This is a genomic window from Exiguobacterium sp. s192 (genome assembly GCF_018618795.1).
In the GTDB taxonomy this organism is placed as follows: domain Bacteria; phylum Bacillota; class Bacilli; order Exiguobacteriales; family Exiguobacteriaceae; genus Exiguobacterium_A; species Exiguobacterium_A undae.
In genome coordinates, this window is record NZ_JACSMS010000006.1 from 50,862 (window position 1) to 64,918 (window position 14,057).

Here is a 14,057-nt window from a genome sequence, read left to right on the forward strand (position 1 = left end):
AACAATCCAACTACCTGTAATATAACAAGCGGACTCGAAAATTTACTTATATTTGAAAATTATAAGTTAGGTAATCATCTGCATGTGAAATTAAGTGTTGACAATAATCTGTAAATTCTGAAAAAATAGAAAAGTACATACTGAATTGGAGGAGGGGAATAGAATGGGAACATCGTTTAGTGATTGGATCAGCACGGTGTCGGACTTCGTTTGGGGACCACCGTTGCTTGTCTTTTTGGTCGGTACGGGGATTTACTTGACGATACGATTGGGATTCATTCAGATTACCAAGCTTCCATATGCGTTAAAACTCGCGTTTACGAAACATCAGGATGATACATCCGAAGGGGACATCAGTCACTTTCAAGCACTGATGACAGCGCTCGCCGCAACGGTCGGTACGGGGAATATCGTCGGGGTGGCGACGGCAGTCGTGCTCGGGGGACCGGGAGCAATCGTCTGGATGTGGTTGTCCGGGTTATTCGGAATGGCGACGAAGTACGCCGAGGCAATTCTTGCCGTCAAGTACCGGGTCGTTGATGAGAAGGGGCAGATGGCCGGGGGGCCGATGTACTATCTCGAACGGGGGTTAAAACAAAAATGGTTAGGAGTGTTGTTTGCGGCATTTGCGTCACTCGCTGCCTTTGGGATCGGAAACGGTGTTCAAACGAACTCGGTTGCTCTTGCGATGAAGTCGACTTTTGACGTTCCGCTGTATGTAACGGGTATCGTCTTGATGGTCGCGACCGGAATCGTCATCATCGGTGGGGTCAAATCCATCGGGAAAGTCGTCAGCTACTTCGTTCCGTTCATGATTTTCTTTTATGTCGGCAGTGGTCTCGTGATTCTTGTCATGAACTACGACTTGATTCCGGGTGCGATTTCAACAATCTTCAGCAGTACGTTCTCGAATGAAGCCATCACAGGTGGTGCGATTGGGGCAGCGATCCGTTATGGTGTCGCGCGTGGGGTCTTTTCAAATGAAGCAGGACTGGGGTCAGCGCCGATTGCTGCCGCTGCGGCAAAAACGGATTTCCCGGGTCGGCAGGCGCTCGTCTCGATGACCCAAGTGTTCCTCGATACACTCGTCGTCTGTTCGATTACCGGATTGACACTCGTCATGGGTGGTCAACTGGATACGAAATTAGAAGGTGTCGAATTGACGACGGCAAGTTTTGAAGTGTTCCTTGGACCAACTGGAAAATACATCGTGACGATTGGTCTCGTCATGTTTGCCTTCTCGACAGTCCTCGGTTGGTCGTATTACGGAGAAAAATCAATCTATTATCTGTTTGGTCAAAAATCGATTCTGCCGTACCGGATTTTGTTTGTCCTTGTCGCTGGTCTCGGGGCGATGACGACGAACTTGAACATGGTCTGGGCGATTTCGGATGTCTTCAACGGACTGATGGCTATCCCGAACTTGATCGGATTGATTGGATTGTCCGGTGTCGTCATTGCCGAAACCCGGCTGTTCCGGGAACAGCTGAAACGGGAGGAAGCGAATCGAAAGATTTCATAGATAGTTAACAACCCCCGCACTCTCGTTTGAGAATGCGGGGGTTGATCGTGTTAAATCGATTTGTACAACATGACGGATTCATAGGGACGGAGTGTCACGAGACCGTCTTTTATCTGCAACTCCGGATAGTTTTGAAGCAAGACCTCATGTTCGAACCACTCGTTTGGTAACGTGAACGAACACGTTATCCCGTAAAAATTCGACAAGACAAGTAATTGTTCGTCGTCAGTTGTTCGTTCGTACGCCCAAAGCGATGGATCGTCCGGTGTCAGGAGACGATACCGGCCGTTCGTCAAAACATCATACTGTTTCCGCAACTGAATCAATTTTTGATAATGATAAAACACGGAATCGGGATCAGCGAGTGCCGCTTCGACATTGATCGTCGTATGGTTCGAAGCGACCGGAATCCAAGGGGTTTCTGTTGAAAAACCGCCATGCATCGAAGCATCCCATTGCATCGGTGTCCGCGCATTATCGCGTGACTTTTGCCGGATTGCAGCAAGAATCTGTTCGTCGTCGGCACCTTGTGTCTTCTTTTCTTCATAGACGTTCAGAGTTTCGACATCCCGGTAGTCGGTCATGTTAGTGAAGTCCGGATTCGGTGTCCCGATTTCTTCACCTTGATAAATGTACGGCGTGCCTTGAAGACCGTGTAACGTCGTCGCAAGCATTTTGGCACTTTCGACCCGATAGACCGTATCGTCGCCAAACCGGCTGACGACACGGGGTTGGTCGTGGTTGCACCAGAAGATGGCGTTCCAGGCATTGCCCTGCATCCCGACCTGCCAGTCCGACAGAATTCGTTTCAGCTCCAGGAAGTCGAAGGGAGCAGCCGTCCATTTTTGTCCGTCCGGGTAATCGACTTTGAGATGATGGAAATTAAACGTCATCTTAAGTTCCTGTTCGTTCGTGTTCGAGTAACGCAGGCAATGATCGAGTGTCGTCGACGACATTTCGCCGACCGTCATCAAATCATGACCGTCAAACACACGTTGATTCATTTCCTGAAGATAATCATGGACACGCGGTCCATCCGTATAAAAGATGCGCCCGTCTCCCGTCGGATCATTTGGGAAAGACCGATCCTTGGAAATCAAATTGATGACGTCGAGACGGAAACCGCGGACCCCTTTATCACGCCAGAAGCCCATCATTTGATAGACAGCTTCCCGAAGCGCCGGATTTTCCCAGTTGAGATCGGCTTGTGTCTCGTCGAACAAATGCAGGTAGTACTTACCGGCCACTTCGTCAAACGACCAGGCGGAACCTCCGAATTTCGATATCCAATCCGTCGGTTCGTCCCGCCAGATGAAATAGTCGTGATACGGACTTTCCGGATGCCGACCCTGCTTAAACCAGTCATGGTCCGTCGAACAATGGTTAACGACGATATCCATCATGACGGAGAGTTGGCGTTTGTCGGCTTCGGCAAGTAACTCCTCGAAGTCAGCCATCGTCCCGTAAGATGGATCAATCGCATAGTAGTCGCTGACGTCATACCCGTTGTCGCGTTGCGGCGATGCATAAACCGGTGTCAGCCAAAGGTAGTCGACGCCAAGCTGCGCCAAGTAATCCAGTTTCGCTGTCACACCGCGGAGCGTTCCGGTCGCTGTGCCTTCCGGGCTGTAAAAGCTTTTCGGATAAATTTGATAGACGGCGGATTTTCGCCAGTCGGTTGTCGTAAGAGTCATGTCAGGTCACACCTTTCTAAACAGTTACGCAGCTTCTTTCAGTGCTGCTTTTCGTGCACGTTTCGTCGAGACGTAATGGAACAGGAACGTACAGACGATTGGAACGATGATGGCAATCACCATACCGATGATGAAGGAAAGAATGGATCCCGGCACGATGGAGATGAAGGCCGGCAAACCACCGACACCAATCGCCGGTGCTAAGACACCGCTGACTGCGATGAACGAAGAAGCAATCGCGGATCCGACAAGTGCCGCATAAAACGGATACTTGAACCGGAGATTGACCCCGAACATGGCAGGTTCCGTAATCCCGAAGTAAGCCGAGATGGCAGAAGTCGATGCCATATTTTTATCGTTGACGTTTTTCGCAAGGAACAGCATCGCAAGCGTCGCCGAACCTTGGGCGATGTTCGAGATGGCAATCATCGGCCAGATGAACGTCGTCCCGCTTTGACCGATCAGTTGCAAATCGACGGCGATGAACATATGGTGCATGCCGGTGATGACGAGTGGGGCATAGAGGGCACCAAACAACAGAGCGCCGAGCAATGGAACAGCTTCAAATGTATTAACGACACCAATCGTAATCCAGTCCCCGATTTGGCGCGTGACAGGACCGATGACGGCAAGGGCAAGAAACCCTGTTAACGTGATCGTCGTAATCGGAACGACAAGGAGTTGAATCGCATTTGGAACCCGGTTTTTCAACCAACGTTCAATCGTACTCAAGACGTAAGCGGCTGCGAGGACGGGTAAAATCTGTCCTTGATAGCCGACTTTTTCGATTTCGAATAAGCCGAGGATATTAAATGTCGGAATGTCGCCTTTGAGGGCACTTTGTCCATAATTCCAAGCATTGAGAAGATCCGGATGAACGAGCATCAGTCCCATGACAATCCCTAAGATTTCACTGCCGCCAAACCGCTTCGTAGCCGACCAGCCGACGAGTGCCGGGAGGAAGACGAAGGCGGTATTCGCCATCATGTTGATCAAATCCCAGAGACCTTGCAAATTCGGATACCGTTCGATCATCGTCTTGCCGCCGAACTCGATGCCGAACAAATTGTTGATCCCCATTAATAGTCCGGCAACGATGATGGCCGGGATAATGGGCATGAAGACATCGGAAAAGACTTTAATCAGTTTTTGGAACGGATTCATTTTGGATGCGCCGGACGATTTGACGTCGGCGATTGTGGTGGCCTGCAAGCCGGTCAATTGGATGAATTCGGCGTAAACCCGGTCGACGTCACCGGCTCCGATGACGATTTGATAGACGCCGGCATTCAAGAAGGCTCCTTTGACGAGTGGTACTTCGAGTAAAGCTTCTTGCTCGACGAGGCTTTGATCTTTCAGCGTTAAACGAAGGCGGGTGACACAATGAGCAGCCTGCTCGACATTGTCTTTACCGCCGATGCGTTCGATGATTTGTTCTGCGATTTGCCGGTAGTTGGGTTTCATCTCACATTCTCCTTTTGGATTGAACTGAAGACATCAATTGAAATGAAAACGTTTTCTTATCTGCGCACACTCATCTTAACTTATCTATATAAGTTAAGTCAACAACTTATATAGATAAGTTGGATTATAGAAAAAGGGGATGACTCAAAAAGAGATGGAGTTGACTCAAAAAAGAATTACTCGTCTTTTCATCCCCTTTCCTCAGGCGAGATACAAGCCAGTTTTCCTGCCTCATTCAGGCAGGAAAGCGGGTCTCGTTTGTCTCTGACAGCGCAAAAATACGCTTTTTCCTTTAGGAGGTGCGTGTAACGAGTAATTCTTTTTTTACGAGATAAGGGTGGCAGACTTGTCATCTGCCACCCTTATCTCTGTAGAGATTGACTCTTGAGTCAGACCCGTTTTTTGAATCGATTAAATGCTTGAACGCTTACGAAGATTGTAACGCCTGAAAAACAAAGTGTGACTGCTTCAAATCCAGATACCGGCACTCATACTCCATCCATCCGTTATCGAGTTCAACCGTTTGAATCGGTCGAATCGCGATGGATTGTTGATCGAGGACAAGTAAAAGCTCAATTCCCTCATGAACGGGAAGGTGTAACGTCGAGTAAAAGGAGACACTTTCTAGCGTGCCTTTCGAAACAAGAATCTCCGTTTGACCGACTTTAAGTTCCTGACTGTTTAAACGGTGAATCGTGATGGTCGCAGCAACGGTCCGATGATTTGTGACCGTCGTCATTGCTTCCAGTGCTCGAACTTGTCGTTCCTGCATCGTTCGTTCAAACTGTGCTTTTGGTAAAGGTTTACTAAACAGGTAACCTTGAATCGTCGTACATTGTAGTTGTCGCAGGAAGTGGAGTTGTTCCATTGTCTCGACGCCTTCCGCGACGACATCCATGCCAAATTCTTTGGCCATGAACAATACACTGCGGACGACGGACTGGGTTTTCTTATCCTGGACGAGCGTCGTTGCGAACTGACGATCAATTTTAATGGTATCAATCGGATACTGTTGTAAATAAGAAATCGATGAGTAGCCTTTTCCAAAATCATCTAAAGCGATCTTAATGCCCATCTGGCTCAATGTCTGAAGTGATTGTTGAATCTTACTGTTATCAAACAAAACATCCGTCTCGAGAATCTCGATTTCGAGCATGCTCGGAGAAACACCGAATCGGTTGAGCGTCTCCCGGCACGTTTCTGCAAAGTTCCCGTGGATCAATCGTTTTGGTGAGACGTTGATGGAGATCGGAACAATCGGCAGTTCAGCTAAAGTCCATTGGTTGATGTTCCGACACGTCTCTTCGAGCACCCAGTCGGCAATCAAGATATGCATATCACTTTCTTCTGATAGCGGGATGAAGTCGTTGGGGGGAATCCGCCCCCAATCCGGATGCTGCCAACGGATTAACGCTTCCGCCCCGACCATCGTTCCCGACCAGGCGTTGACCTTTGGTTGATACTCAAGGAACAATTCATTTCGTCGAATCGCCGTTCGAATACTTTTCTGAAGCTGATGGCGTCGGTAAGTCTCGACATTAAAAGTCGACGAGTAGACGCTGTAGTCGTTCGCGCGGGCACGTCCGAGTGCGATACTGGAAGCTTTGACGAGCTCTTCCGGCGAATCTGCATCCTCTGGAAAACGACTGACTCCGATACCGATGGATGGATACCATTCATAGGAATCGACGACAATTTTTTGTTTGGAGACCTCAAGCAGTTGTTCACAGATTTTGTTGATTGAATATTCTTCAACAACGTTTGGAAACAAGACAATGTATTCATCTCCATAAAGATGACCGAAGTAGGAGGCGGGTGGCAGATGGTGTAAAAGCTGAGTCGCTGTTTTCGACAACCACTTATCTCCGATTGAATAGCCAAAATCATGATTGATGTTTTGAAGTGTATTGTAGCTGATGGTCAAGACACTGAAAGTCGGATATGTCGCAATCCATTGTCCGATTTTTTCAAGAACAAGAGTCCGGTTCGGTAATCCGGTGACTCGATCGTGCATCGCAAGCTGAAAAATTTTTTCTTCCTGTTGTTTTAACTGCGTGATGTCTTGAATGACGCTTTGATAAAACAACACATCACCATCCGGTCCCGTGATGGGAGTTCGGTTTTCAAGGACCCAGTGTACGGTATCTTGATGACGAATCCGGTAAGAAACTTCGGTTTCGTGATGGGCAAGGACACGTTGATAACTCGATTCCACTTTATGATGGTCTTCCGCAAGGATCAGATGTTCGATCCATCCGCCTTGAATCTCTTTATAACGATGTAACAATCCGTCAAATACCGTTTCGAATCCACGGGTATGAAAATCAATTTTTTCCTGTCGGATGTCGTAACGGTAAATTGCACTTTTCGACACATGCTGGAACGACAAAAAAGGTGATTCTTCAGCAGAGACAGGTCCTTTGTATTCAGATAAGTTATAGAGCGCGCATGTCAGTTCCATCACGTGTTGTTCGCTCTGACGGAAGGCACACCGGCAAAACACATCTTGATAACCGTTTTGTGGATGAAGAACACGGATTTTAATATCGAGTGAAGATAAAAGACGATTGGTTTTCAACAAATCGATGTACTCTTGAAATTCTTGTTGATCAGCGGGATGAATGCGTTCAAAAATATCCTGCTTGGACAGAGTACGTGTATTAACGGGACTGAGACCGAGCAGTTCGGAAAATGATGGTGATGAACGTAACAAATAACCATGCTCATTAAAGGCGGCGAGCGAGATTCCGGGCAGTGTTTCTACTAACTGATGGTCAAATTGAATCGAATCCATCTGTTGTTTCATCAACTGGCTCGTCGTCAAATCGCGGACAATACCATAGGCACCAACAATACGTTCCTGCTTAAAAATCGGGATGTTGACGATCTTCATCTCGAGATAATGCCCCTTCGAATGCCGAACACGCACTGTATACGTTTCACTGTTTCCTTGCATGACCTGTTGGAAATGAAACAGCGCCTGGTCTTGATCGTCCGGATGAACAAAGTGTTTGAAGTGGTTCATTAAATCGTGTCTCGTATACCCGAGCAAGCGGGACGTTTTATCGTTCAGACGTGTGACACGTCCTAATAAGTCGAGTGTAAAAATCGCATCCGGATGATTTTCCATGAAATGCTCGTCAATGACGGAGACATCCTGACCACGATTAAGCAATGCCTGTAGTCCTCTCTTCAATGGCAACGGCAAAACCTCCAGTAAAAAAATATGAAAGACAACCTAAAATTTGGTTCACATTTTTATAATATAACATTCAAATGGAAGAATGAACGTTTCTGAAGAAAAAACAAAAAAAGGACTCTATCAAATGATAGAATCCTTAACGCCGGGCAATGTCCGTGAATTGAAACTTATCGAGTCGATGACGGGACTCGGTCCGTTCAAAGTGTTGTCCTTCGTAATAATACGTATCGTTCGTGATGACGATGACGTGTGACGTACCTTCTAAATCAAGATATTTCCGGTCATCCGCGGTCGCCGGTTGTGCTTCGATTTTTCGTTTGGCGTAACTGATCTGTCGGCCAAGCGTCTGTTCGATGTATTGATAAATCGATTCCGCAGCGATCTCTTTTGTCAGACCGGGGACGAGTGAACTCACGAACAGGTTGATGTCGAAAATGACCCGTTCCCCGTCAATCGTCCGGACCCGTTTGACCTGTGTAATCGGGGTCCCGGGCGTGACATGAAACAAGTGCGCCAGTTCAGTCGTTGCCTCGATGACTTCACAGGAAAGGACGTCTGTCGTCACGTCATGCTGTCCCATCTGACGGTGAGCTTCGGAAAAACTGACGATGCCGTTGAACTGAAAGGCAATCGCGTCTTGACTGAGAACAAACACTCCTTTGCCTTGATGCTTGCGGACAAATCCTTTGTCCTGCAGGGCATCGATCGCTTTACGGACTGTCCCGCGACTTGCGTCGAATTCGTACATCAACTCGGTCTCAGAAGGGAGTTTCGTTTCTGCCGGTAACGTCCCGTTCTGAATCCGATCGACCAACTGTTGATAAATCTGAAGATATTTTGGCATCATGCATTCCGTCCTTTGTTCCAAGGTTTGCGACTAGTGTAGCACGGAATCAACGCTTCCACCCAATCATCCGCCGGTAGGAACTGAATGCCGGCCAAGCGAGAATCGCGACGGCAAGCCAGTATAAAAATTGATTTTCAGACGAGATGATACCGATGATGGCAGCAAGTAAAATCGTCGTATAGACAGAGAAGACGATGATCAAAAACGGATGGATCTTTGGAAAGACCGTGAAACGGCCGAGCCGTTCGTTTTCGCTTTTGACATAGAGCAGACTGCCGGCACTGACTAAGATCACAAGCAACACCAGATTGTACAAGAGAGCACTCGTCAGATTGTCGCCCTGGAACAATAAGGTGAACGGAGAAGTGGTCGTCATCAAGAATTCGAAGACCGTCCCATCCTCATCCGTCAGACCGAGCCCAAGCGTCGTGATGGCGATGATTGCAAAGAAGGTCAGGTAGTTCAAAAACAGCAGGAACATCCCGAGCAACAATTGTCCAATGACATCGCCGGCGATCGTTCCCGCCAGCAAAAAGATGCTGAAGATGACGGCATCGAACAAGAAGTAGTATACGAAGTCGAGCGCCAAATCAGAGGGCGAAACGTAGTCAAACGGATTGATGCCGCCAAGTCCTTGTAAGAGAAGCCAACTGACGAAGAAACCAATGATTGGCAAAATCAGCAGGACAGCGACACCGATGCCCCATTTGATCCAGTAAAGCGTTTTTTTCTTAACAGGCAAGGCATGGAGCATCAAGCTCCGACCGCTTCCGCGTTCTTTTCCGAGCATTAAAATCGCGAAGACGGCAATCAAGATCGCACCGAATCCGGCAAAACTCGGACTGACGAGGACGGATTGAATGATGTCTGCCTCTGCACCATCATATGTATCGAAGTTATCGATGACCGTATAACTGCCGAATGCGTAACTGAAGACCGCAAGCAGGAAAAACGAGGCGAGTGGCCAGATGCCTTGTTTGATATGATACCGAATCAGTTGTTTATACATGATGATCGCCTCCAAACGTTCCTAAAAAGTAATCTTCGAGTTGAACCGGTAACGCGTCTTTCAGTAACGGATTGGTCTGATCGACATATATAGCTCCAGCTTCCGACCGGACAATTAGCGTCACGACCCGACCCGTCTGTGACAAGACATGGACATCATGATGTTGGAAATCCGGGACCGCTTCGTAGGCCAGCTGCCATTTTTGCATACTCGATTTTGCATCTTCAAGTGTTTTCGGTTCTTTGACGAGGTGTTGCTCGATTGTCATCACCCGGTCAGCCAGTGAATCCAGTTCCTCGAGTTGATGCGAAGCGATCAAGACGGCTGTTTGGCGTTCCGCTAGCAACGTGACCAATTGTTTTAAGTAATCCCGTTTGTTGATCCGATCGAGCCCGTCCGTCGGTTCGTCCAGCAATAAGACAGGCGCGTTCGTTGCGAAGGCGAGTTGAAGCAAAAACAGTTGGGCCTGTCCTTTTGAGAGTGACGTCACGCGACGCCCACGGTCGAGGTTTGATGACCGGCAATAGTTTTCAATGTACGTTCGCTCGAAATTCGGATAAAAGGCTTGGTAAAATTCCATCAATTCACCGAGTGTCATCTGACGGTAGACACCGATCGAATCCGGCACTAAAAACAGGTGTTGCCGGGCGCTTGGAACATGATGAATGGACTCTTGGTTCCACTCGACCTTCCCGCGTGACGGCTCGAGCGCTCCGACCAATGTTTTCAGCAAGGTCGTCTTCCCGGCACCATTTCGTCCGATTAACGCCGTAATCGTCCCGGCGGGTAATGTGAATGAGGCATTTTCATAAATCATCTTGGAATCAATCTGTTTGGTCAGGTGAGACACGGTCAACATGATGAATCCTCCCTTGTTTGGATAAGTAGTCTGTAAAGATCTTCGTTGGATATCGATAATTCATCGGCAATGATGCAAAGTGTCTGAATATGATTCTGGATCGCGGCCTGTTTGACCTGTTCCAGCGGTAAATCAGAAATGAACGAGCCCTTCCCGCGCATCGTGACAATGAAATTACGGCTTTCGAGCTCCTGATAGGCGCGTGAGACCGTATTCGGATTGACGAGCAGGTTGCCCGCGAGCTCCCGGACGGACGGCATCTGTTCGCCGGACCGGAGCAAACCACGGGCAATCGCACGGATGATTTGGGCGACCAGCTGCTCATAAATCGGCAATGAACTTTTTGGATCGACCGTAAACATTCCCTTACCTCCCTAAGTGTATTAATTCAATTAGTACACTAATTATAGGAAAATTCATCCAATACGTCAACAGGTGAAAAAAGCGAGTACGAGAAAACATTTCTAAAAGGAAGAAATGTCTCTTCTGCGCAACGTGACTTTAAATATTTGCTATACTGACGACAGAAGAATCATCAGGAAGGATGACCGAGAATGTTAGATCGATTGAGTGCGTTAGAGGACCGATATGAAAAGTTGAACGACCTGTTGGCAGACCCAGCCATCATTAAAGATACAAATCAATTGCGTGAGGTGTCGAAGGAGCAGTCACAACTCGCACCGACGGTTGAAGTCTACCGTGTCTACCGTGACAAGATGGAGGCGTACCAAGAGGCGCGTCACATGCTGACAGACCCGGAGATGCGCGATCTCGCGAAAGAAGAGGTTGCTGTCCTCGAGCCGGAAATCAAGGAACTCGAGACGAAGCTGAAAGCACTGCTCTTACCAAAAGATCCGAACGATGATAAAAACGTCATCGTCGAAATCCGTGGCGCAGCAGGCGGCGACGAAGCGGCGTTGTTTGCCGGCGACTTGTTCAAGATGTATTCGAAATTCGCGGAAAAACAAAACTGGAAGATTGAAATCATCGATGCCAGTTATACGGAACTCGGCGGCTATAAAGAAATTATCTTCATCGTCAAAGGAAGCGGTGCCTATTCGAAACTGAAATATGAAAATGGCGCCCACCGTGTCCAACGGGTACCGTCGACGGAATCCGGCGGACGGATCCATACCTCGACAGCGACCGTTGCCGTCCTACCGGAAGCAGAAGATGTCGAAGTCGAGATTCACGATAAGGACGTCCGGGTCGATACGTTCACCTCAAGCGGACCGGGCGGTCAGTCGGTCAATACGACCCAGTCGGCTGTCCGTGTGACGCACGTGCCGACGGGAATCGTCGCGAGTTGTCAGGATGAGAAGTCGCAAATCAAAAATAAAGAAAAAGCGATGAAGGTCTTACGGGCCCGTGTCTACGATAAGATTCAGCGCGAGCAACAGGCCGAGTACGATGAAAAACGAAAATCAGCGGTCGGGACGGGCGACCGTTCCGAGCGGATCCGGACGTATAATTTTGCGCAGAACCGCGTGACGGATCACCGGATCGGTTTGACGATCCAAAAGCTTGATCGGATTCTCCAAGGGGAGATGGATGAAGTCATCGATACACTCGTCATGGAGTACCAGGCCCGGGCATCGGAGGCGGCAAACTGATGCGGATCGCAAAACGTCTAAATCAGGCACAAACGATGCTCGTGACGGCAGGTCGTGAAGCCTCGAGTGCCGAATGGTTACTTATGCACGTATTGCAGGTCGACCGGACGGGGCTGTTGGTCCGCTTATCGGACGAACTCGAACCGGAACAGGATTTGTTGTTCAGTGAATATTTATTGGCGCATTTAAATGGTGTCCCGGTCCAACATTTGATCGGTTACCAGCCTTTTTACGGACGTGACTTCCGTGTCTCGCCCGCGGTCTTGATTCCGCGGCCGGAGACGGAAGAGTTGATTGAATTCGTGACGGAACGCCTGCAAGGAGAAGCGTTCCACCCCGGCGAAATCGTGGATATCGGGACGGGCAGCGGGGCGATCTGTCTGACGCTTGCACTGGAGCTTGGTCAGCCGGTCACGACGGTCGATATTTCGGCGGATGCCATTGCGGTCGCAAAAGAAAATCAGCAGACGCTTGGCGGCGATGTCACATTTTTAGAAGGTGATCTGCTCGCGCCGCTCGCCGATCAATCGGTCCGCGTTCTCGTCTCAAATCCTCCTTATATTGAAGAAGATGAATTGCTCAGCGATGTCGTGTTTGATCATGAACCGCACCTCGCCCTATTCGGCGGGAAAGACGGACTCGTGTTTTATCGGCGACTGATTGAAGACAGTACACGTGTCTTACGGGATGATTTCCGTTTGATTGCGTTTGAGATTGGACACAATCAAGGACAAGAAGTGCAAATGATGTTAAAAAAACGTTATCCAACTGTAGAAACGGGTATTTTAAAAGATATAAACGGTAAAGACCGTATCGTGTATGCGGAACGAAAGGATTGTACGGAGTGAAGACGGAAATGATTCAACATCAGACATTAAATGAAGCGGTACGACTGTTAATAGAAGGGGAAGTCGTCGCGATTCCGACGGAGACCGTATATGGTCTTGCGGGAGATGCGACGAATGAAGCGGCCGTTCGGCGAATTTTCGCCGCGAAGGGCCGACCTTCCGACAATCCATTGATTGTCCATGTCGCGTCCGTCGAACAGGCAAAGCAGTTCGTCACTCATATTCCGGATGTCGCGACCCGCTTGATGGATACGTTTTGGCCGGGTGCCTTGACGATCATTCTTGAGTCAAACGGAAGTGCATCCTCACTCGTCACCGCAGGACTTGATACGATTGGATTACGGATGCCGGACCATCCGCTCGCGCTTCAATTGATTGAAGCGACCGGGCTGGGTCTTGCCGCACCGAGTGCCAACCGATCCGGAAAACCTTCACCGACGTCATCTGCGCACGTCGCACATGACCTCTCGGGCCGTATCGCCGCAATCGTCGACGGCGGGGAAACCGGAATTGGTGTAGAATCGACGGTCATCGACTGTACCTCAAACCCACCGGTGATTTTACGACCGGGTGGCGTAACGCGGGAACAGATCGAATCGGTGATCGGCACGGTGGCACTCGATCCTGCCTTATCGATGAAGGATCAGACACCGAAGGCACCAGGAATGAAGTACACGCACTACGCACCGGAAGCGACACTATCCGTTGTGGCGGGCGACCTCTCGTTCTTACAACAACTCATCGATGAAGCACGCCAAACCGGACAAAAGACAGGCGTCATTCTCTTTGACGGAGAGGACATCGAAGCTGATGTCCGCTGTTTCCTCGGAACGACGATGGAAACGGCAGCGCAACGTCTTTACGATTGTTTACGGCGATTTGATCAGACGACGGTGGATCAGATTTTTGTACGGGACCTATCAGAAGAAGGGGTTGGGCTAGCAGTCCGAAATCGGCTCCACAAGGCAGCAGGTGGTCGGATCATTCGCCCGTAAAGAA

11 protein-coding genes are annotated in these 14,057 nt (G+C 49.0%); 4 read left to right on the top strand and 7 right to left on the bottom strand.

The genetic code is table 11. The annotated features are described in order from the left end of the window. Positions 1-163: 163 nt before the first annotated feature. A complete protein-coding gene (locus KNP87_RS11075; protein WP_214721689.1) occupies positions 164-1,522 on the top strand; it encodes an alanine/glycine:cation symporter family protein in 1,359 nt (452 codons plus the stop codon). Positions 1,523-1,572: 50 nt separating this feature from the next. On the opposite strand, the gene treC is transcribed toward KNP87_RS11075, so the two are convergent. The 7 genes from treC to KNP87_RS11110 all read right to left on the bottom strand — a co-directional run bounded on the left by treC (position 1,573) and on the right by KNP87_RS11110 (position 10,959). Beyond that, positions 1,573-3,216 (bottom strand): alpha,alpha-phosphotrehalase, encoded by a 1,644-nt coding sequence (treC, locus tag KNP87_RS11080; RefSeq protein ID WP_214721690.1) that lies wholly within the window; start codon positions 3,214-3,216, stop codon positions 1,573-1,575. Positions 3,217-3,240: 24 nt separating this feature from the next. Then, complete coding sequence (treP, locus tag KNP87_RS11085) at positions 3,241-4,680, bottom strand: PTS system trehalose-specific EIIBC component (protein ID WP_012371570.1); 1,440 nt, start codon at positions 4,678-4,680, stop codon at positions 3,241-3,243. A 427-nt stretch (positions 4,681-5,107) separates the two neighbouring features. Then, positions 5,108-7,882 carry an EAL domain-containing protein gene (locus KNP87_RS11090; protein WP_214721691.1) on the bottom strand — a complete coding sequence of 925 codons (2,775 nt, stop codon included), beginning with the start codon at positions 7,880-7,882 and terminating at the stop codon, positions 5,108-5,110. Between the two features lie 136 nt (positions 7,883-8,018). Continuing rightward, on the bottom strand, positions 8,019-8,729 hold the full coding sequence (gene treR, locus KNP87_RS11095; protein WP_214721692.1) for a trehalose operon repressor: 711 nt from the start codon (positions 8,727-8,729) through the stop codon (positions 8,019-8,021). Positions 8,730-8,775: 46 nt separating this feature from the next. Next, entirely contained in the window at positions 8,776-9,738 is a 963-nt protein-coding gene (locus tag KNP87_RS11100; RefSeq protein WP_214721693.1) for a hypothetical protein, read from the bottom strand. Next, positions 9,731-10,597 (bottom strand): ATP-binding cassette domain-containing protein, encoded by an 867-nt coding sequence (locus KNP87_RS11105; protein WP_214721694.1) that lies wholly within the window; start codon positions 10,595-10,597, stop codon positions 9,731-9,733. The genes KNP87_RS11100 and KNP87_RS11105 overlap by 8 nt, the downstream gene beginning before the upstream one ends. Beyond that, positions 10,591-10,959, bottom strand: a complete 369-nt coding sequence (locus tag KNP87_RS11110) for a GntR family transcriptional regulator (protein ID WP_214721695.1) — start codon at positions 10,957-10,959, stop codon at positions 10,591-10,593. The genes KNP87_RS11105 and KNP87_RS11110 overlap by 7 nt, the downstream gene beginning before the upstream one ends. 192 nt (positions 10,960-11,151) lie before the next feature. Between KNP87_RS11110 and prfA the strand changes: the two genes are divergently transcribed. From prfA to KNP87_RS11125, 3 genes are read left to right on the top strand one after another with little or no spacing between them, the layout of a single operon-like run. Then, positions 11,152-12,210 (top strand): peptide chain release factor 1, encoded by a 1,059-nt coding sequence (gene prfA / locus KNP87_RS11115; protein ID WP_026831910.1) that lies wholly within the window; start codon positions 11,152-11,154, stop codon positions 12,208-12,210. Next, positions 12,210-13,058, top strand: a complete 849-nt coding sequence (prmC, locus tag KNP87_RS11120; protein WP_214721696.1) for a peptide chain release factor N(5)-glutamine methyltransferase — start codon at positions 12,210-12,212, stop codon at positions 13,056-13,058. The genes prfA and prmC overlap by 1 nt, the downstream gene beginning before the upstream one ends. Continuing rightward, positions 13,055-14,053: an L-threonylcarbamoyladenylate synthase gene (locus KNP87_RS11125; protein ID WP_028105571.1), complete on the top strand. Its 999-nt coding sequence runs from the start codon at positions 13,055-13,057 to the stop codon at positions 14,051-14,053. Before prmC ends, KNP87_RS11125 begins: the two co-directional genes overlap by 4 nt. Positions 14,054-14,057 lie beyond the last annotated feature (4 nt).